Source organism: Youngiibacter fragilis 232.1 (assembly GCF_000495435.3).
Lineage (GTDB): Bacteria > Bacillota > Clostridia > Clostridiales > Clostridiaceae > Youngiibacter > Youngiibacter fragilis.
Genome location: NZ_AXUN02000217.1, coordinates 1 through 20909 on the forward strand (window position 1 = coordinate 1; position 20909 = coordinate 20909).

Below are 20909 nucleotides of genomic sequence, written 5' to 3' on the forward strand. Positions count from 1 at the left end.
TTCTTTCCTAATAAATTATACCATGCAAAATGTGCAACAAAATAAATGATTTCAGTGTGAAGACAAGTTTATGAATAATTCCCTGCAGAGCAGACATATGTTCCGCGATAAAAGATTCACTTTTAAGGTCAGCACGTAACTGCTCCTGTTTCAGTATATTAACGGAATCAGCCTCTTTGTCCTTCTCATGTATTCAAGGTATTCTTCCCCAAACTCACTTATCAGCATCTTTTCCTCCTCATCAATCCGTTTAATGAGAAAAATCAGCACAATCACGACCAGCACAAATGTAAGAATACTTCCCATGGCAATGCCGATGCCTGAAAGAGAAATGATGTAGCTAAGATATCCGGGATGACGGACAATCCGATACAGCCCGCCAGTCACAAGCCTCTGCTCGGGCTTTACGCCAAGCCTTACAGTGTATGATCCCTTCAGCTGGAGCATCGAGATCGCCTGAACCGTTATACCGGTTGCAAACAACACCAGTCCTCCAAAGGATACCAGGCCCCCTCTTGCAATGGGACCGTCAAAGCTTGAGTATTCCCAAGGCGGGACTATTATTAGCCACGGAATCGAAATAATTGAAACGACCAGAACTATAGCCCTTTGCCCCTTGTCATACTTCGTTTCCTTCCCTTGCCTTCTTCCTATGAAGGTCACAATCCACCAGAGGTTCCATAGTACAAGATAAGCTATCCCTGCCGGATCCCTCAGGAAATAATTCCATTTTCCGGCAATGGCTATAATGAGGCTAGTCAGAACCAAATAGACTATTCTTCCCGATATCTCCAAAATAAGCTTCATGGGATCACAGCTCCCGACTTAAGTTTTCATTTATTCCTGTTGGATGATATATGAAAGGATGGAACGTGTTCCTTCTCAGGAACAGGCTCCATCCTAATTTCATCATGCTTCCGCAATCGGTCCTGCACCAGTCAGGTCCTTGACCGCAGGCCTTTCTTCAGGCTTGCTGTCATTCTTCTTCATTTCCTTTTTCGCCTGAGCATCAGATGGCTGCTCCGTCTTTTCAGGAAGCTTGCCGGTTGTGAACAGTGACTCAAATTCGTCAGCCTCGATCTTTTCCTTCTCAAGCAGTGTCTGGGCTACCAGATGAAGCTTGTCAAGATTTTCTGAAAGAAGCTGCTCAGCCTTTTCGTATGCCTTGTCAACAAGTTTCTTGACCTCATCATCAATGATCTGGCCGGTCTTCTCGCTGAAGCTCTTTGACTTGGAGAAGTCTCTTCCGATGAATACCTCTTCTCCCTCGCCGTATGATATTGTACCTACGACATCACTCATTCCGTAATCAATTACCATTGACCTGGCAATCTTGGAGACCCTGTCGATATCATTCTTTGCTCCGGTTGAAATGTCATGGATGATAAGCTTCTCCGCTACTCTTCCGCCCAGAAGGGATACCATCATCTGTTCGAGCCTGGTCTTCGACATGTAGCTCCTGTCCTCTGAAGGAAGGTGCATTGTATAGCCTCCGGCCATTCCTCTCGGTATTATGCTTATCTGATGTACCGGGTCAAGGTCAGGCATGAGCCTTCCAATTATGGCATGTCCCGCCTCATGGTATGCGGTAAGCTTTCTTTCCTTCTCGGATACAACCCTTGATTTCTTTTCAGTTCCTGCGATTACCCTTGTTATGGCCTCTTCCATCTCAACCATGGTGATGAACTTCCTGCCTGCCCTGACTGCCAGCAGTGCAGCTTCGTTAGCCAGGTTCTCAAGGTCAGCACCCGTGAAACCAGAGGTCATCTTTGCAAGCACATCAAGCTTTATGTCATCTGCAAGCGGTTTGTTCCTCACATGTACCTTCAGTATCTCTTCTCGACCCTTGACATCGGGGAAACCTACAACTATCTGCCTGTCAAACCTTCCCGGCCTTAGCAGCGCTGTATCGAGTATGTCAGGTCTGTTGGTCGCAGCGACCATTATGATACCTTCATTGATCCCGAATCCATCCATCTCGACTAGAAGCTGATTGAGCGTCTGCTCCCTCTCGTCGTGTCCGCCGCCGAGGCCAGCTCCCCTCTTTCTTCCGACTGCATCGATCTCATCTATGAAGATTATGCAGGGTGAGTTCTTCTTGGCCTGGTCGAACATGTCCCTTACCCTTGAAGCACCGACACCGACGAACATCTCGACGAAGTCAGAACCTGAAATACTGAAGAACGGAACTCCAGCTTCCCCGGCAACTGCCTTCGCAAGGAGTGTCTTTCCTGTTCCGGGAGGTCCTACAAGGAGTATTCCCTTAGGTATCCTTGCACCAAGGTCGATATATTTCTTCGGGTTCTTCAGGAAATCCACGACCTCCTGAAGTTCGTACTTTTCTTCTTCAGCTCCTGCTACATCCTTGAAGGTAACGCTCTTGTTTTCGGGATTGGCCATCTTTGCCCTGCTTTTTCCGAAATTCATCACATTCCTGTTTCCTCCGCCGCCACCGTTCTGCTGGTTCTGCTGGTTCATGAAGAAGAACAGGAATCCGATTACGATGAGTATTCCACCGAGCGGCAGGATTATCGACCACATGTCATTGGTCTGCACCGGGTTATATTTTTCAATGACATCATCCCTGCCTTCCTCAGCAAGGAAGCTGTCCAGCCTTTCAGCTGATGCTACTGTAGTAAACTCGGTCCCATCCTGAAGCACTCCTCTGATGGTCATGCCGTCATCCCTGACTTCTATCTCCTTGACGTTCCCAGCCCTGTAATCGGTCTTGAACTTGTCAAAAGACACCTGGTTCAGGTTCTGGTCTGAATTAGAGAAGAGGAAGGAGGCAATCATGAATAACAGGAGTATTCCTATCCAGGTGAACCCTGCTGGCATTCTTTGCTTGGTGTTCATATCTATCTCCATATGGCCGGGCTTGTACCAGGCCTTCCTTTCGTAATGGCATTGCTCTAAACAATAGGGTCTGCCTATATTGTAAAATAAAATTGTATCCAATAGAATAGGTATTCAGGAATTTTATGTTAACATTCCCTGAACCTCTATTTTGTGTATACCTCTTCCTTCAATGAGGCTACATATGGGAGATTCCTGTACCTCTCCGCATAGTCGATGCCATACCCTATTATGAACTCATCAGGGACATCGAAACCCCTGTACTTAACAGGTATTTCCACCTTCCTTCTCTCCTTCTTGTCGAGAAGGCAGACTATCTCTATCGATGAGGCCTTCCTTGCCCTGAGGTACTCGACAAGGTATCCCAGCGTAAGCCCTGTATCGATGATGTCTTCAACGATAAGTATGCTCTTCCCCTCGACATCCATGTCAAGGTCCTTGATTATCTTTACTACACCAGAGCTCTTCGTATCTGCTCCATAGCTTGAAACTGCCATGAAATCAAGCATTACGGGTATTGTTATCTCCTTCATGAGGTCAGTCATGAATACTACCGAACCCTTGAGTATCCCTACAAGAACAAGGTCCCTTCCTGCGTAGTCCTTGCTTATCATCGCACCGAGCTCCCTGCATTTTGCGTTGAGCTCCTCCTTGCCTATAAGGATTTCCTTAACATCATTTACTATCATCAGTTTCCTCCTTGAATATGCCTACAGAAAGGACCTTCCGCGTATTGTCCGTCACCTTGAAGTCCTCTCCCGTGACCGTGTCTTCTATATAGAATATCTCATCATCCTTTAAGAAAACTAAAAGGTTGTTCCTCAGGTCCCTCTTGATCTTCCTGTCGATGAAGATATCCTTAACCTTCTTGTAGCCTGTCATGCCCAGCGGCTTAACCCTGTCACCGTGTACCCTGTTCCTGATCTTTACTCTTCTTCCTGTAGCATCCAGGTCGAAATACCTGCAGCAAGGGTCCTTCCTGTCAGGAATTGAGTCCAGCACCTCAAATTTCACCCTGAGGGTACCAATATAGTAGGTACCCGGGACATTGTACGACTTCTCCTTGAGGGGGCTCAGGATGCTGGGGTCGATGGCCGTACCCTTACGTCTGATATAAACATCGCCGTAATTGTTGTAGGCTGTGATGTCGTCCTTTATGTCGATTATCTTCCCGGTCTCGCCGCCCTGAAGCTTTACTATCTTGTCAACGTGGACCTTCTCAATGTTTACCGTGTCACCCTTAACAATCCTTACTGCCGAAAGCACCACCCTGTTCAGTATGGCCTTTTCAAGCCTGAAGGCTTCCTTTCTTATCATGGTCTCGTAGCTCTTCTCAAGGATGTACCTGTCAACGGCTTCCTTTGCGCGTCCTTCGATGTATATGCTGTCTTCCTCAAGAAGCTCGGCCATCCTGTAGACAGCAGCTGAAAAGTCCTCATTGAAGTTCTCCCTGATGTATGGGATTATCACATTCCTCAGCTTGTTCCTGGAGTAGTTGTTCTCCTCATTAGTTGCATCCTTTCTTCCTTCAAGTCCAAGGTCTTTCAGGTAATCCTCTATCTCCTGTCTTGGAGTCGACAGGAGGGGCCTTATGAAGACATCCCGCCTTGCACTGATTCCGGTGAGTCCGGACAATCCCGTACCCCTTATGAGGTTCAGAAGCACTGTCTCCCCCTGGTCGTTCAGGTTGTGCGCAGTTGCGCACCTGTTGTAGCCTTCCCTTTCCATTATCTCAGAAAGGAACGAATATCTTATTTCCCTGCCTGCAAGTTCAGTTGATACGCCCTTTTCAGCTGCATAGCTGCCAGCATCCTTCCTGAGGCAGTAGAAGGGTATGCCCAACCTGTCGCATTCAGTTCTGCAGAAATCCTCGTCTGCGTCAGATGCCTCACCTCTCAGCAGATGGTTGATATGGGCAGCACCCACCCTGAGGCCATATTCATCTTTGAGCTCCATAAGTATATTCAGCATGCATAGCGAATCGCTTCCTCCGGAAAAAGCGGCAAGCACACTGTCATTCTTCTCCAAAAGCCCCTTCTCAATGCAAAAGGCTTCGACCTTTTCCCTGAGCGTCGCCATATGAGGTCACCTCCAGTCATTTCTTCCTTATAAGATAAAAGACGTAGCCGTATTCGTCCGAATGATCCCGGTACATCCTGATCTCTTCCATTTCACCATCAAGTACCGCCAGCTTTTCCGGCATCCCCTGATATTTAGCCTTAAGCTCGTTTATCCTTGACTCCATGGGATTGTAGTAGCTTTCCCACCAGTCAGATTCCGGCAGTATGAACATCTCAACAATCTCATAGCCTTCCTCTTCGATATACTTCCTGTTCTCATCCATGTGCTTCATCCCCGGATACCCTTTGCTCCAGAACTCCCTTGCTTCATCTGACTCACGTTCAGTGATCCAGGAAAGCTCTGTGAGGCCCATGAAGCCATCTTCCCTGAGCAATCTCTTCCAGGACCTGAGAGCGTTCCGAAAGCCCATAATGTAGGCTGAGCCTTCAGCCCAGACAAGGTCAAAGTGCTCATTCGGAAACGGCATGTCGAACATGGATACCTTGAGGGGTTCTATGCGGTCAAGCACCCTTGCATTATCCGCCCGCTTTACAAGTTCATCCAGAAATGGCTCATGGGTATCAACCGCCATAACCTTCACATCCCTGAGAGCCTTAGCTATAGTGATTGTCTGGTCTCCCGGACCACAGCCGATATCAAGGACAACAGGTTCTTCACCAGTAAGGATCACCTTCTTCAGCGCCCGTTCTGTAGACTCCTCACTTCCCGGAGCCTCCCTCTTAAGCCCTGAATGCACTTCCCAAAACAATTCTTCCATTATATATCTAACTCCTGTTTTCAATGATTCCCAAGAAACAGCGCCCTACCTCAATCTTACATTCTTTTGATTCTCAATGCAACGGAAGTAAAGATGGTGCCCTAAGCAGCCTATGGCCGCACAGGCACCACCTTAATATCTCCCCAGAATCCAATCCTTGGACCTATCACCGCAACTGCACCGATGACCCCATCAATACCTGACGCAAAATCGAGAGCTCCCTGTATGTCTTCCTCAGCGCTTATCCTGTTGGCTGTGGCAGTAGCGACTGCATCAGCCAGCAGGGTATCCTTTGCGACTATGACAACTGCATCAGCTTTTCCGAAGCTCAGGGAGTGGCCGACAGTTCCTGAGGACGTGCAGATGCCAAGCGGCGTGTCACAGGATCTCACCTCCAGTGCGATCCTTCCGGACAGCACTGAATCTCCGGCATAGATAAGGACCCTGATATCCCTTGAGCTTCTTACATACAGGTCTCCGCCATTCTCAATGATCAGGTCACCACACTCAGGATGCAAGTCTGCAAGGTATTCAGCTACAGCTCCCGCAACGGCAGCCATGGGACCTACCCCGGCCTTTTCAGATACCCTCTTCATATGCGAAACCACCTTTTCCTCATCATCCTTTTCAGCTATCGGAGCGAGGCTTGTGAGGAATTCCGGTTCCATTTGGATATGGCTTTTCAGCAACTTCCTTAACTCAGAAAGCTCCTGCTCTATACCCTCGAGCTCTCCGCTGTACTGTATGTCAAGGTCTGACTCCTCGTCGATTACTGTCATCCGCCTGAGGTCAGATCCCATTATCCCCCTGTAGGACCTCTCCTCGTACACAGTCAAGCCCCCAGCTCTTCGTATAGTCCGTGGGTAATTGCCCTTGTCGGGCACACAGGTATGCACTGGTTGCAGCCTATGCATTTTCCGGCGTCATAGCTAAGCTTCCAATCCGGTCCTGAGATGGACAGCGCATTAATCGCGCATACCGAGGTGCAGAGGCCGCAGTCATTGCAAAGTGTTTCGCTAACAACTATCCCCGACGGTGCCATGTCGCACTCTATCCCAAGTGACCTTACGTAGTCCATGGCATCTGAGATGTTGCCTGCCTTTCCCTCGATATCGTACAGGATGATCCCTATGAGGTTGTAATCAATCTCAGCTTTCAGTATGTTGAACTTCAAGTCGAACTTCTTGACTAGCTGGTATGTTACTGGCGTATTCGTAACATTTGGCGGAAACTTCATGAAAAGCTTCGTCTTCATCTCCTTACCTCCTCAGGGTCCTTCATGGCCTTCACCACAGCATCCTTCTTAAAGTATCTTACAGGCTCCTCAAGCAGGAATTCGCCTTCAAGTATCAGCTTCTTGAGGTTCTCGGCGATCTCCCTTGCCTTCCTGATGCTTGAGGTCGGTGATGTCTTGACTTCCTTACCATCTATTTCCACCTTACCGCTTTGAAGCTCTTCATACGTCACAGTCCTCACAACAGGCTTTGACCGGCTCTGTACCGAGTAGTCCACTATATTGGTGGTTATGTCCCTGTTCGCAACAGCACAGGCCCTTAGGATATCCATATCTATCACCGGGATTGGTATCCCGATCCCTACGTTGAGCGATGTACCATACCCCTTGAACACTGCAGGGTTGATATATTTCGTATCCATTTCCCTGAGCTCTCCAACAACAGCCAGCGTTGCACCTGGAGCCACAGGAGTCCCGTTTTCTCTCTTTGGCGCAGATGTCTTGCACTGGGTCCCATTCCAGGCGACATAGCCAATTGCACCACCAACCAATATCCTTGTCCCTACACCTATGGTTCTGAGTCCCGGGTCCTTAAGCAGCGGACTCAGCTCCCCGCTTGTCGAATAGGTCACGTTGCCTGTCTTTGGCAGGAGAGTTCCCATATATGTGTGCAAAGACTTTCCTGATGTGTTCGTTGCCGCTGAATAGTTCTGGTATGCATTCCTCGGATTGTAAAGGTACGCTTCATTGAGGTCGGAGAGGGTAAGCTTTGTCCTAACGCTCCTCGCAGGATAGCAGTCAGTTCCCTTTCCATGGGCTTCAAGAACCACTTCCTTGCCGTCTATGAGGTCGCATATGACATGGGCTCCGCCATATTCGTAGCCCTTGTCCTCTGACTCCGCTGTAGCTCCGATATAGGTATCGACAGCTGCAAGTCCGCCATAGGCCTCCACTCCATTCAGACTGATCTTCTCCATCCTAATTGGCGGGTCGGAATGCCCGAAGTTGAGGAATGCCCCTGATGAGCACATGGGACCGAATGTGCCTGTAGTGACAACATCAACCTTATCATATGCTTTCTCAAGCCCCACCTCATCCACAAGGGCTATGAGCTCCTCAGCGGTACATACGACGACAGTGCCTGATTTTATCTTTTCATTGATTTCATTGAAAGACCTTTCCTTCATAAGCGCCTCCTGCCGGATACCGGTAAATATGGGTACCCGAAATCCAATTGATAACATTATAGGCTCCCATATTCCAAGCTGTCAACGCATAGAGCCTTTTAGTGATTTTTAGTCACCCAACCACACAACAATTTGATAATTTATCATCCAACGCAAAATCATGGCAGAATTTATCCGCACAGAAAATGAGGACTGCCATTCATGGCAGCCCTCAGGAGTCACTAAATCAAATTTACTTGTGCCTCGAGTAGATGATCTCCTTCAAGCCGCCCCAGGTCTCCTGGAACATGCCAAGGTCCATTACCTTGAGATCAGCTGCTATTTCAGGCTTGAATTCCATCTGTCCAAGTATGTCCTTCTCAAGGTCGATACCTGGTGCAATCTCGACAAGCGTCAGCTTTCCATCGATAAGCTCAAGTACTGCTCTTTCAGTCACATAAAGCACCGGCTGTCTGTTCTTTGTTGAGATTGCTCCCGAGAAAGAAACCTGGTCAATCTTGTTCCTGAACTTCTTTGCCTTGCCTTCCTGGACGATGATAAGCTTCCCGTCCCTTATCTCTTCCTTAAGTCCGCCGGCTGTGAATGTTCCGCAGAAGACTACCTTCTTTGCATTCTGTGTTATGTTGACGAATCCGCCGACTCCGACAGGCTTTCCGCCAAGCTTGCTTACATTTACGTTGCCTGACTGGTCAGATTCGCCAAGGCCAAGGAATGTTACATCGATTCCACCGCCATCGTAGAAATCGAACTGCTGCGGGTGCTCGATTATGGCATCTGCATTGTACGCGCTTCCAAAATCAAGGCCCTGCCCAGGGATTCCGCCTATTACACCAGCCTCGGTACCAAAGCTGAGTTCCGGGCTCATCCCTTCCTCATTTGCAACTGTCGGCACTCCGTCAGGAATTCCAACACCAACATTTACTACAGCATGTGGGACCAGCTCCATTGAGGCTCTTCTTGCTATGATCTTCCTCTCCGTAAGAGGCATGACCGGCATTGAGTGCATAGGTATCTTCAGGTCACCGGAAAAGGCCGGGTTGTAAATGGTTCCCGATGTCTGCCTGTGGTTCTCAGGGCTGGCGATGACAACATAGTCAACCATTAGTCCAGGCACCTTTATTTCCTTCGGCTTGAAGGATCCAGCCTTCGCAATGGCTCTGACCTCTGCAATTACAATTCCACCGCAGGATTTAGCTGCTGTTGCCACAGCTATTGGATCAGTGAGGATAGCTTCATCAGTTAGAACGACATTGCCGTTTTCATCAGCGTAAGTACCTCTTATGACCGCGACGTCTACCTTTGGAAGCTTGTACATCATGTACTCTTCGCCATAGATCTCGATTATGTCTATCAGGTCTTCTTTAGCCGCATCATTGGACTTGCCACCCTCAAGCCTCGGGTCTATGAAGGTTCCAAGTCCTACCTTGGTTATGTAGGCAGGCTTCTTGGATGCCACAAACTTAGGAATCTGGGCAAGTACTCCCTGCGGGAAGTTATAGGCTTCCACCTTGTTTTCAGCGATCAGCTTCTGCATTGCTGGACCTGCTGCTCCAAAATGACCTGTTACTATTCTCTTTAGAAGTCCTTCATGTGCGAGATGAGCTACGCCCTTTTCACCGAAGTTACCGCTTGCCGCCGCATTGTAGTATGTGATTCCAACTGGCTTTCCTGTTTCGAGGAACCTTTTTTCGAGCGTTATCGCGAATTCCTCAGGGAATGCGTTCATTCCAAATGAGGCGGTGAATATGGTGTCGCCGTCCTTGACCAGCTTTGCTGCCTTTTCCTGGCTTATAAGTTTCATTTCTATACCCCCTGTAATTATATTTTCTGTATGCTGCATATGCATCGGGTAACCGTTATGTTGTCCCATATACGGTTCCCGCCTTGCTCAGGACGCTCCCATCCTGGTTACTTTCTTCCTTTTATCAGAATCACATTGCTGCTCTCGGTCACTACTTCGCCTCTCTGGTTGATGAGGTATGTATCGGCTAGAACAGTTCCTTTTCCGCCTTTGCTGCTTGGCTTTACTCCGACGATCTTTATAAGTGTGCTGACTGTGTCGCCGATGAATATCGGCGCCTTGTACCTGTTCGTGTCCTCAGCCTTAGCGATGGTGGTACCTTCGAAGATTCCCAGCTGGTTCATCTGACCGTTCATTATCGCTACTCCAAGGAGCCCATGGGCTATCCTTTTCTTGAAGGGACCTTCCGACGCTGTGACCTCGTCGATATGGATAGGATTGAAGTCTCCGGTAAGGCAGGCGAAATTGACAACATCACCATCTGTTACTGTCCTTCTTGTTGTTGCGAATTCCTGTCCGACTTCAAAGTCTTCAAAAAATAATCCTTTTGGTTTATATTCAACCATTACTTCATCTCCAATAGATCTTATTAGCTCTTCTCTCCAAGCATTTCCACAAGCGCCGGAACTATTTCCTTGTAGTCACCAACGATAGAGTAGTTAGCTATCTTGAATATCGGAGCCTCAGGGTCCTTGTTTATCGCTATGATGACATCAGAGTCCTTCATTCCTGCAAGGTGCTGTATCGCACCTGATATTCCGCAAGCTATGTAAATTACCGGCTTTACAGTCTTTCCTGTCTGCCCTACCTGGTGGCTCTTCTCGATCCAACCGCTGTCAACAGCAGCCCTTGATGCACCAATCTCTCCTCCGAGTCTCTCTGCAAGAGGCTTGAGTATCTCAAAGCCCTCAGGACCGCCCATGGCACGTCCGCCTGATACTATCACGTGAGCCTCTTCAATGAGCACACCCTTCTTCTTTGCCTTTACGATCTCCCTGACCTTTACCCTTACATCAGTTGCGGAAATATTAGGTGTTATCCTTATGACTTCCCCTGTCCTTCCTGCTACAGGCTCAAGCGGGTCCATGACTCCAGGCCTTACTGTGGACATCTGTGGCCTGAACTCTGTTGTTATGATTGTCGCCATCAGGTTTCCGCCGAAGGCAGGCCTTGTCTGGAGAAGTGTCCTTGTTTCGCCGTCTATGTCAAGCTGCGTGCAGTCTGCGGTAAGACCGGTGGATACCCTCGAAGCTACCCTTGGAGCAAGGTCTCTGCCTATGTTTGTCGCTCCTACAAGCATTATCTCAGGCTTCAGCTCATCAATCATTTCACTGATGACCTTTGTATGTCCATCTGTGGTATAGTGCTCGAGAAGGTCGTCCTCCACAAGGTAAACCTTGTCTGCTCCGTACTCGAATAGCTTTGCAGTAAGTCCTGACACGTTCTTTCCTATAAGGACAGCGCAAACCTCCACTCCAAGCTTTTCAGCAAGTCTCTTTCCTTCTCCTACAAGTTCAAGGGCAACATTCTGCAGTTCGCCTTCCCTTTGCTCTGCATATACCCAAACATTCTTAAATTCATCTTTATTTCCGATAAGTTTCATATGTTTCTCCTTTCGCGAAGACTATATTATATGGTTCAGCTTAAGCTGCCTGACCAGTTCTTTTGCAGCGTCCTTGGGATTGCCCTCTATCCTTGTTCCCTTGACGATAAGTTCAGGGGTGAAGGTCTTCTTTACATTGGTCGGTGATGCCTTAAGTCCTGCCATATCAGGTTCAATCTTAAGCTCCGCATTTGTGATCTGCTTGATTCCAGCTTCATGGAAGCCCTTGTGGATCGCCCTCATGTTCATGAGCCTTGGCTCATTGAGTTCCTTTATCGCTGTAAGCAGAATTGGAGTTGTAGCTTCAAGGATTTCATATCCATTCTCAAGAGCTCTCTCAACCACAAGCTTGCTTCCTTCGACTTCAACCTTCTGTACGTATGTGATCTGAGGTATTCCAAGCTTCTCGGCTATCTGAGGCCCGACCTGTGCGGTATCTCCGTCAATAGCCTGCCTGCCTGCGAATATGATGTCGAATTCCCCAAGGTACTTTATGGCTTCAGCTATTACATTCGATGTAGCCCATGTGTCAGAGCCTCCGAAAGCCCTGTCTGTTATGAGGTATGCATCGTCAGCTCCCATTCCCATGCACTCGTACAGGACAAGCTCAGCTGAAGGTGGCCCCATGGATACTACTGTAATCTTCGTGTCTGGATATCTGTCCTTTATCCTTAATGCCTCTTCTATGGCATTTGCATCATCAGGGTTGAGTATGCTTGGAACGCCTTCCCTTATGAGTGTTCCCTTTACTGGATCTATCTTGACTTCTGTGGTGTCTGGTACCTGCTTAGCGCAGACGAGTATCTTCATTGTGTTCCCTCCTACTTTCTCTTAAGGACATGTCCTGCGATTACTATCTTCTGGATTTCTGTAGTTCCCTCGTAGATTTCCAGGATCTTCGCATCCCTGTAAAGTCTTTCAACAACATAATCCTTCGTGTAGCCGTAACCGCCATGTATCTGCACAGCCTTGTCAGCTACAAAGTTAGCTACTTCCGATGCGAAATACTTTGCCATTGCAGCTTCGTGTGAATGCGGCTCGCCTGCCGCCTTCTTTGAAGCTGCATCATAGGTAAGTAGCCTTGCAGCCGCAAGCTTTGTCTCCATCTCAGCAAGCATGAAGGATATGCCCTGGTTCTTTGATATTGGCTTACCGAACTGCGCCCTGTCCTTTGAGTACTTGACAGCCTCGTCCAGAGCCCTCTGTGCAAGTCCTACTGAACTTGCAGCGACAGTTATCCTACCGCCGTCAAGAGCCTGCATCGATATCTGGAAGCCCTGACCTAGCTTTCCAAGAAGGTTATCCTTAGGAATCCTTACATTCTGGAAAACGAGCTCTCCTGTATGTGATCCCCTGATACCCATCTTGTTCTCAAAGTTAGGTATGGTGAACCCTGGAGTCGGGTACTCAACAAGGAATGCTGAGATTCCGTGGGTTCCCTTGGACTTGTCAGTTGTTGCCATTACTATGTATAGGTCAGCTATTCCTGCGCTTGAGATGAATATCTTGTTTCCGTTGATTACCCACTCATCCCCGTCAAGCACTGCGGTGGTCTGTACGCCGGCTGCATCAGATCCAGCACCAGGCTCAGTAAGGGCGAAGCCCATTATCATGCCTTCGTTGCAGACCTTTGTCAGATACTTCTCCTTCTGCTGTTCACTTCCGAACTTCGCCAGAGGTCCTGCTGAAAGTGAGCAGTTGCCGCTGATTATCATGCTTGTTGCCACATCGTACTTGGATACTTCCTCAACGATCATTGCGTATGTCAGGTAGTCGGTATCGAATCCGCCGTACTTCTTTGGGAATATGCATCCAAGGAAGCCAGTGTCCTTGAGCTTCTGTACAAGTTCATCAGGATATTCACCTGTCTCATCTATCTCTGCAGCAAGCGGTTCTACCTCTCGCAAGCTAAAATCCTTGGCAAGCTTAACTATTATCTCTTGCTCTTTAGTCAATTTCATACCTATTTCTCCTTATCTCCTATAATTTGGTTTTCTCTTCTCAAAAAATGCCTGTATGCCTTCCAGCTGGTCCCGGGATTCGAAGTTCGGTGCAGAATGATCACTTTCCAATGTTATCCCTTCCTCGAGATCCATATCGACGCCCTTTTCAACAAGCATCTTGATCTTTGCAATCGCATTCGGTGAATTTCCAACCATAACCTCAGCAAGTTCCATCGCCTTGCCCATCAGTTCATCCAGAGGATATACGTGGTTCACCAGTCCCATTTCCAAAGCTTCCTGAGCCTTCACCCTTTTTCCTGTGAAGAGCATCTCCTTGGCGTTTGACTTGCCGACTGTCCTTGGAAGCCTTTGGGTCCCTGAGAATCCCGGAATTATCCCAAGGGTAGCCTCAGGGAACGAGAATGACGCTTTTTCACTTGCAAGCCTTATGTCAGCACAAAGTGCGAATTCCAGGCCTCCACCGAAGCAGAACCCATTCACAGCTGCTATGGTCGGCAGTCCCAGTGTCTCTATCCTCCTGAAAAGGCTTGTACCCCTGTCTATGAACGCCCTTGCTTCCTTATCCCTAAGGTCCTTCATTTCATCAAGGTCGGCTCCTGATATGAATGCCTTGCCGTTTCCAGTGAATATGACAGCCCTTATGTCAAGGTCATTTTCAAAACGGTCAATCGCTTCCTCCAGCTCCTTCAATACTCCTGTATTGAGGGCATTCAGGGCTTCCGGCCTGTCAAAGGTGATGATTCCAATTGATTCTCTCTTTTCAATAAGCATTGCTTTTACCTCCAAATACCTGCCTCTGAAGGAATTAACCTTCAATCCACCAGGGACCTCTTACTTGAGCTCGTCCTTCAGACCCATTACAGCCTCGCTGAACAGCCTCGCATCCATGGTCTTGAGATTATCGGATATCATTGGCCTGTATGCCATCTGTCCGATGATGTCCTTCTCAATGTCAATACCCGGAGCCACTTCAATGAGAGTCAGCCCTTCAGTTCCATACTTGAATACGCATCTCTCGGTTACAATAAGGACTTCCTGGCCGAATCTTGCGACCATTTCAGCGCTGAAGGTAATCTGCTCGATGTCATGGAGGAACTTCTTCTGCTTTCCTTCATTTACGATCACAAGCTTTCCGTCGACTATCTCTTCAACCAATCCACCGGCAGTCAGCGTGCCGCAGAATACGATCCTCTTCGTGCACTGGCTTATGTCGATGAATCCGCCACAGCCTGCTATCTTCGGCCCGAACTTGCTGACGTTTATGTTTCCCTTGGGGTCGATCTCCGCGAAGCCAAGGAATGTGACATCGAGTCCTCCGCCGTTGTAGAAATCGAACTGTGATGTCATCGGCAGCGATGCCCACGCGTTCACGGCAGATCCGAAGCTGTTTCCGCCCTGTGGTATTCCACCGATGAGCCCTGACTCTATTGTAAGTACAAGGTCATTCCCGAATCCCTCTTCATTCGCAACGCTTGCAACGCCTTCCGGTATGCCTATTCCCAAATTTACTACAGCATTTGCATTGAGCTCCATTGCTGCCCTTCTTGCGATTATCTTCCTGTTGTCAAGCGGAATGCCCTTGAACGATGTTCCGCCCTGCTTGTAGTAGCCGGCAAGGACAGGATCGTATACAGTTCCTGGAGTCATCCTGTGGTGCTTCTCCACATTTGAGCAGACTACTATCTTATCAACGAATACTCCAGGTATGTGAACCTTGTTCCTTGGCATGGAAGCTGAGCTGACATAGTTCTTGACCTGTGCGATGACCTTTCCCCCGCAAGCCTTTACAGCCATGGCTATGTCAAGCGCATCTATATACGATGATTCCTCTTCAAATGATATGTTTCCGTTCTCGTCTGCGGTAGTTCCCCTTACTATTCCTATGTTGAATTTCGGAGCCTTGTACAGCAGATGTTCTTCACCAAGCACGTCTATGAGTTCGACCATGTTTTCAGTTGTCACTGAATTCATTTTCCCGCCGAGCTGCCTCGGATCCATGTAGGTGTTCAGGCCTACCTTCGTGATCTCCCCGACCTTTCCTGCAGCAGCCGCCCTGTAAAGATGGCAGATTACTCCCTGGGGAAGGTTATAGCACTCGATCTTGTTTTCATTGACCATTTTTATCATTCCCTGGTTGTTTGCGAAATGGCCTGTAATGTACTTCTTAAGAAGCCCCTCATGGGTAAGCCTGAGTGTACCTGCAGTCTTGTAATCTGAGATGCCAGCAGCCTGCATAAGGGTAAGGTTCCTTGGTGAACCTGTAGAGAGGAATTTCTCCTCTATAGTAGCGTAGATTTCATCGGCCGCTGTTGCGAGCATGAAACCTGATATTGCAACCACATCACCATCCTTGATGAGCTCGATCGCATCCTTAGCACTTGAAAGCTTGTTCATTTTGTACCTCCCATGAATGTTTGTTTTAAATGTCCTTAAGCCGTATTGAAGAAAGCCAATTAGATAATTATTTGTCAAATCCAGGCGTAACACTAAATTGCTTTTAGATTCAATATCATTTATTTACGATGCATCCATTGCTTGTTTTCAAACCGATCGCCCAATAAGGGCATTGCCTGAGTAGCTCTGGCATGTTGAAGGGCAAGCCTTTTCTTCTTTGCTTGCCCTGTCCCTGGAACCATCAGTTCCGGACATTAAGTCATCAACATGCAAACTGACAGTATATGCTGATACTATTTCTTGCTTGTGTCGAACCAGCCTTTGCCGCCTGTCTTCTTTCCAAGCCTGCCGGCGTTTATCATCCTCTTCAGTGAAACCGGTGGTGCCCATTTGTCCTGACCGAATTCATTGTGGAGGTAAACCAGTGAATCATACGAAATGTCGAGCCCTGTGAAGTCCATTAGAGTGAATGGTCCCATAGGGTGGTTGAGTCCGAGTGTCATCGCCTTGTCTATGTCCTCAAGTGAAGCTATCCCTTCTTCGTATACGAGCTGTGCCTCCTTGAACTGGATCAGCATCAGCCTGTTTACCACGAATCCGGGAACATCCTTCCTGACCTCGACTGATTCCTTGCCGATGGCCCTTACATAATCCTGGAGTGACTTGATGGTCTCATCGCTTGTATAGTAGCCTCTTATGAGCTCAACCAGCCTCATTACCTGTGCCGGATTGAAGAAATGTACTCCTGCGAATGCCTCAGGCCTCTTTACTGATGTAGCCAGCTTGGTAATGGACATAGTGGAAGTATTGGATGCGAGTATCGCATCAGGCTTTACTATTGAATCCAGCTGATTGAAAACCTTCTGCTTAAGTTCAAGGTTTTCCACAACAGCTTCGATGACAAGGTCAACATCCTTCATGTCGTTGATGTCAGTCGTGAAGGTCATTCTTCCAAGTGTCTCTGCCTTGAGCTCTTCAGTTGCCTTTCCCTTCTGTATTGACTTGTCAAACAGGGATGCTATGTTGTCTCTTGATCTCCCGATCGCAGCTTCAGCGATGTCATATACGACAACTTCATAGCCGCTCTGAGCTGATACATGTGCTATTCCGGTACCCATGGCACCTGAACCAACAACGCCAACTTTCTTTATTTCCATTTCTTTCCTCCTGATGTTGTGCTCTTTCAGATGATCCGGTAACCAGGCATTTGCCAGGTTACCGGCATGTAAAGTTAGCTTGACTTGAGCGTCCTTTAGACTATTCCCATGGTAGCAAGTATGAGAGCTACTACAAGTCCGCTGAAAGGAACGATACAGGTCGATATGAATATTCCTGGGTAGCCTTCCTTGAATGTGAGTCCCGTTACCGCAAGGAATGTCACGTTAGGGCCAGCATGCGGAAGTGAGTCGAGAACTCCAGCTGATATAGCCGCTATTCTGTGGAGCTGCTGTGGGTTTACTCCCATATCGAGGAATCCTTTGGACATCGATTCCATGAATATAGTTATGCCTGCTGAAGATGATCCTGTTACGGCAGCAACTATATTGACAGCGAATGCTGTTGCAACAAGTCCTGGCAGTGCAGTGGAAGTTGCGAATTTTACAAAAGACTGGAATGCAGGAACCATCCTTATTGCTCCACCAAGTCCGACAACTGAAGACGTATTAAGGATCGCCCTTATGCTTCCATTTCCGCTTGTGGTGAGTGCTTCTTTCTTCTCCTTGATCTTGTTCCAGAAAAGTCCGTATCCAATAAGCGCACCGGCAAAAAGCGCAATTATTACTGTGAATGTCGAAGGAAGTCCTATCTTAAGGAACCTTTCACCGAGTATTATTCCAACTATCGCAATGAGAGGTATTATTGACAATCCGAAACTTGGCAGCGCCTTGATCTCTTCAGCTGTAAGCTCCCTTACGACATCATTTGGACCAGGAACAAAATGCTCGCCGTTCGCCTTCATCTTCTTTTCATACATTGTCAGAAGGAAGTAACCGACTGTGAACATGGTCACTGCTGCTGCGATTCCCAGGATAGGGGCTGCGGTCGAGGTAGTTCCAAGATAAGTGGTAGGTATGATGTTTGTGAGTGCTGGTGTTCCAGGTACAGCGGTCATTGTGAATGATCCTGCACCAAGCATTACAGCTCCGGGTATGAGTCTCTTTGGCACATCAGCTTCCTTGAACAGGAAGAGCGCTATCGGATATATGGAGAATACTATTACGAATACCGATACTCCACCGTATGAAAGAAGAGCTGATGTAAGTATTACTATGAGGAGAGCCCTCTTGCTTCCGAACACATTGGCGAGCTTTACTCCAATTGTCCTTGCTGCTCCGCTCTGCTGGAGGATCTCCCCAACAAGGGCTCCCAGGAAGAACATGATTATGTAGTTTCCGACGAAATTCTTAAGGGATGTTGAATAGCCTTCAGTAAGCACCTTCCAGATGTCAGCGTTGTTCGATACGATAGCAACCATCGCTGCAAAAAGTGAAACCGGAAGAACATGATAACCCTTGAACACGAAGAATATGAGTATTGCTATGGCTGTCAGTAATCCTATAACTCCAAGCATTTATTTATCACTCCTATATTTTATTTATCTTTTTAGTTGACGTATGCTCCGCCGTTGATGTTGAGTGTCACTCCATTTACGAATCCAGCTTCATCTGATGCAAGGTATACTACGGCTGCAGCTATCTCCTCTGGCTCCCCCATTCTTCCGACTGGTATAGCTGCAAGAAGTGTCTTGGTGATGTCAGCAGGTATGGTCTTGGTCATTTCTGTGTTCATGAATCCAGGTGCGATTGCATTGGCTGTGACATTCTTCCTTCCAAGCTCGATTGCCCAGGTCCTTGTCATTCCGATAATTCCTGCCTTTGATGCAGAATAGTTTGTCTGGCCGAAGTTTCCGGCAACTCCTGCGAGTGAACTAAGACTGATGATCCTTCCCCACTTCTGCTCTACCATGTAGCTGCTCATGATCTGTGTACAGAGGAAAACAGATTTGAGGTTTACATTGATTACCGCATCCCATGCTGCATCAGTGAGCTTCTTAAGTGAGGAATCCTTTGTGATTCCTGCGTTGTTGACAAGTATGTCGATCTTTCCGTACTTGGCGATTATCGCCGCTGCAAGTGCCTCAACCGATTCCCTGCTTGTCACGTCGCATTTTACCGCTAGTGCATCTCCTCCGTTTGCAATGATCCCGTTCGCTGTTTCGATACATCCCTCCTCATTTACATCAGTGACTACAACCTTCGCCCCTTCTCTTGCGAGCCTCTCCACTATCGCTTTTCCAAGTCCTCTTGCGGAACCTGTGACAACTGCTACTTTTCCTTCAAGTCTCATTTCATTTCCTCCCATATTTTCGGTCAATTACGCCTTTGGATTCTTCAAAAGTACTGCTATGCCCATTCCGCCACCTATGCAGGCGCTGGTTATCGCATACTTCTTGTTCTTCTCGATGAGCTCATACATTGCTGTGATTACAAGCCTTGTTCCTGTAGCTCCAAGCGGATGCCCCAGTGCGATCGCTCCGCCGTTAGGGTTGATCCTTTCATAAAGCGGGCTGTCGAGATACATGTCGAGTTCCTTCATGCATCCGAGCATCTGTCCTGCAAACGCCTCATTGATCTCATATACGTCGATGTCTTCCTTGGTGAGTCCTGTCTTCTCAAGGAGCTTCCTTATGGAGTAGACCGGTCCCAGTCCCATTACGCTTGGGTCAAGTGCAACTACCGCAAAGTCCACTACTTCAACCAAAGCCTCGAGTCCAAGCGCATCAGCCTTCTCCTGGCTCATCATGACTACCGCAGCTCCGGCATCATTGAGTCCTGATGCATTTCCGGCTGTTACAGTCCCTTCCTTCTCGAATGCAGGCTTGAGCTTTGCAAGGCCTTCCATGTTTGTAGCCGGCTTTGGATGTTCATCCTTGTCCACAACTGTTACTGCACCCTTTCTTCCAGCAATCTCCACAGGAACTATCTCCCTGTCGAATCTGCCTCTTTCCATTGCAGCCTTTGCCTTCATCTGGCTGTCGAAGGCAAACCTGTCCGCATCCTCCCTAGGGATCGAATAACGCCTTACAACATTCTCAGCGGTATTTCCCATATGCATCCTTGGGTACTGCGGTGCAGGCTGAGCATTGTAGTGGTATGTGCTGTTCGCATCGTTAAGTACCGAGTTTCCCATCTTGAGACCCTCATATCTCGCCTCGAGGGGAAGATAGAACGGAGCCCTCGAAAGGCTTTCTGCACCGCCTGCAACTACAACATCTGCATTTCCTGTCTGTATAAGCATCAGGCCATTTGCAACTGACTGCATTCCTGATCCGCATATCCTGTTTACCGAGCTTCCAGGTGCTGACAGAAGCCCAGCGAGCAGAGCTGCATCTCTTCCTATATTCGGTGATTCACCTGACGACTCAACATGACCTATTACAACTTCATCCACAAGCTCGGGATTAAGGTCATTGGATCGCTTGAGCGCCTCCGTTATGGCCTTAGCTGCAAGCTGCTGTACAGGGACAGTCTTGAGTCCGCCCATGAATGCTCCTACCGCAGTTCTTGCTCCACTTGTTATTACTACCTTTTTTTCCATTCCTACCTCCTGAATTCTTTGGTGCTGTTATTTTCTTAATTCGAAGTTTTCATTCTTCGTTTCGCTCGCCATATATAGAGCAATCCTCGTGCCAAAACATCGATTCCTGACTTAATTGACACATTTGATTTATTTACTGATTATTGTTAGTGATTTATCAAAATCAAGCCTGCATTTTCTCATTTTCAAGAAACGTTTACTGAAATCGATATCTTTTACTCCTATTGAAAAGTCTACAATTGTAGACTTTTTTCTTAAATAATGCAAAAATCGCATTTTTGCAACCGATTAGATTGCTTGGTAACCTTCAATATTCGACATATCCTCGATCATTATTGGTAAATGTACTGAAATTCCACAGATATCACAGCTCAGATTGAACTCGAATATGCTTACTAAGATTACACCATGCTTCTCCAGGAGATACTTCAG

Annotated in this window: 19 protein-coding genes; all 19 read right to left on the reverse strand. The window is 47.7% G+C overall.

Annotation, left to right across the window (positions count from 1 at the left end; genetic code table 11):
* Positions 1–150 precede the first annotated feature (150 nt).
* The 19 genes from T472_RS16695 to T472_RS16785 all read right to left on the reverse strand — a co-directional run bounded on the left by T472_RS16695 (position 151) and on the right by T472_RS16785 (position 20477).
* Positions 151–795 carry a methyltransferase family protein gene (locus T472_RS16695; protein WP_160319151.1) on the reverse strand — a complete coding sequence of 215 codons (645 nt, stop codon included), beginning with the start codon at positions 793–795 and terminating at the stop codon, positions 151–153.
* 114 nt (positions 796–909) lie between these two features.
* Positions 910–2868: an ATP-dependent zinc metalloprotease FtsH gene (ftsH, locus tag T472_RS16700; protein WP_242864825.1), complete on the reverse strand. Its 1959-nt coding sequence runs from the start codon at positions 2866–2868 to the stop codon at positions 910–912.
* Positions 2869–3002: 134 nt separating this feature from the next.
* A complete protein-coding gene (gene hpt / locus T472_RS16705; RefSeq protein WP_023388936.1) occupies positions 3003–3545 on the reverse strand; it encodes a hypoxanthine phosphoribosyltransferase in 543 nt (180 codons plus the stop codon).
* Positions 3532–4935 carry a tRNA lysidine(34) synthetase TilS gene (tilS, locus tag T472_RS16710; RefSeq protein WP_023388937.1) on the reverse strand — a complete coding sequence of 468 codons (1404 nt, stop codon included), beginning with the start codon at positions 4933–4935 and terminating at the stop codon, positions 3532–3534. The genes hpt and tilS overlap by 14 nt, the downstream gene beginning before the upstream one ends.
* 16 nt (positions 4936–4951) lie before the next feature.
* Positions 4952–5695 carry a class I SAM-dependent methyltransferase gene (locus T472_RS16715; protein WP_023388938.1) on the reverse strand — a complete coding sequence of 248 codons (744 nt, stop codon included), beginning with the start codon at positions 5693–5695 and terminating at the stop codon, positions 4952–4954.
* A gap of 110 nt (positions 5696–5805) precedes the next feature.
* Positions 5806–6525 (reverse strand): UPF0280 family protein, encoded by a 720-nt coding sequence (locus tag T472_RS16720; protein WP_023388939.1) that lies wholly within the window; start codon positions 6523–6525, stop codon positions 5806–5808.
* 2 nt (positions 6526–6527) lie between these two features.
* Positions 6528–6950 carry an NIL domain-containing protein gene (locus T472_RS16725; protein WP_023388940.1) on the reverse strand — a complete coding sequence of 141 codons (423 nt, stop codon included), beginning with the start codon at positions 6948–6950 and terminating at the stop codon, positions 6528–6530.
* The gene (locus tag T472_RS16730; protein WP_023388941.1) at positions 6947–8116 is read right to left on the reverse strand and encodes a homocysteine biosynthesis protein; all 1170 of its coding nucleotides are present in this window, start codon (positions 8114–8116) and stop codon (positions 6947–6949) included. Before T472_RS16730 ends, T472_RS16725 begins: the two co-directional genes overlap by 4 nt.
* A gap of 232 nt (positions 8117–8348) precedes the next feature.
* The gene (locus T472_RS16735) at positions 8349–9917 is read right to left on the reverse strand and encodes an acyl CoA:acetate/3-ketoacid CoA transferase (protein WP_023388942.1); all 1569 of its coding nucleotides are present in this window, start codon (positions 9915–9917) and stop codon (positions 8349–8351) included.
* Between the two features lie 107 nt (positions 9918–10024).
* Positions 10025–10483, reverse strand: a complete 459-nt coding sequence (locus T472_RS16740; RefSeq protein ID WP_023388943.1) for a MaoC/PaaZ C-terminal domain-containing protein — start codon at positions 10481–10483, stop codon at positions 10025–10027.
* Between the two features lie 23 nt (positions 10484–10506).
* A complete protein-coding gene (locus T472_RS16745) occupies positions 10507–11520 on the reverse strand; it encodes an electron transfer flavoprotein subunit alpha/FixB family protein (RefSeq protein WP_023388944.1) in 1014 nt (337 codons plus the stop codon).
* Between the two features lie 21 nt (positions 11521–11541).
* Positions 11542–12330, reverse strand: a complete 789-nt coding sequence (locus tag T472_RS16750) for an electron transfer flavoprotein subunit beta/FixA family protein (RefSeq protein WP_023388945.1) — start codon at positions 12328–12330, stop codon at positions 11542–11544.
* A gap of 11 nt (positions 12331–12341) precedes the next feature.
* Entirely contained in the window at positions 12342–13487 is a 1146-nt protein-coding gene (locus tag T472_RS16755; protein ID WP_152975197.1) for an acyl-CoA dehydrogenase family protein, read from the reverse strand.
* 6 nt (positions 13488–13493) lie between these two features.
* Positions 13494–14255 (reverse strand): enoyl-CoA hydratase/isomerase family protein, encoded by a 762-nt coding sequence (locus T472_RS16760; protein ID WP_082447757.1) that lies wholly within the window; start codon positions 14253–14255, stop codon positions 13494–13496.
* A 60-nt stretch (positions 14256–14315) separates the two neighbouring features.
* Positions 14316–15878, reverse strand: a complete 1563-nt coding sequence (locus T472_RS16765) for an acyl CoA:acetate/3-ketoacid CoA transferase (RefSeq protein WP_023388948.1) — start codon at positions 15876–15878, stop codon at positions 14316–14318.
* A 293-nt stretch (positions 15879–16171) separates the two neighbouring features.
* On the reverse strand, positions 16172–17035 hold the full coding sequence (locus tag T472_RS16770; RefSeq protein WP_023388949.1) for a 3-hydroxyacyl-CoA dehydrogenase family protein: 864 nt from the start codon (positions 17033–17035) through the stop codon (positions 16172–16174).
* A 95-nt stretch (positions 17036–17130) separates the two neighbouring features.
* Positions 17131–18450, reverse strand: a complete 1320-nt coding sequence (locus T472_RS16775; RefSeq protein WP_023388950.1) for a GntP family permease — start codon at positions 18448–18450, stop codon at positions 17131–17133.
* Positions 18451–18482: 32 nt separating this feature from the next.
* Entirely contained in the window at positions 18483–19226 is a 744-nt protein-coding gene (gene fabG, locus T472_RS16780) for a 3-oxoacyl-ACP reductase FabG (RefSeq protein ID WP_023388951.1), read from the reverse strand.
* 27 nt (positions 19227–19253) lie between these two features.
* Entirely contained in the window at positions 19254–20477 is a 1224-nt protein-coding gene (locus T472_RS16785) for a thiolase family protein (protein ID WP_023388952.1), read from the reverse strand.
* Between the last annotated feature and the right edge of the window lie 432 nt (positions 20478–20909).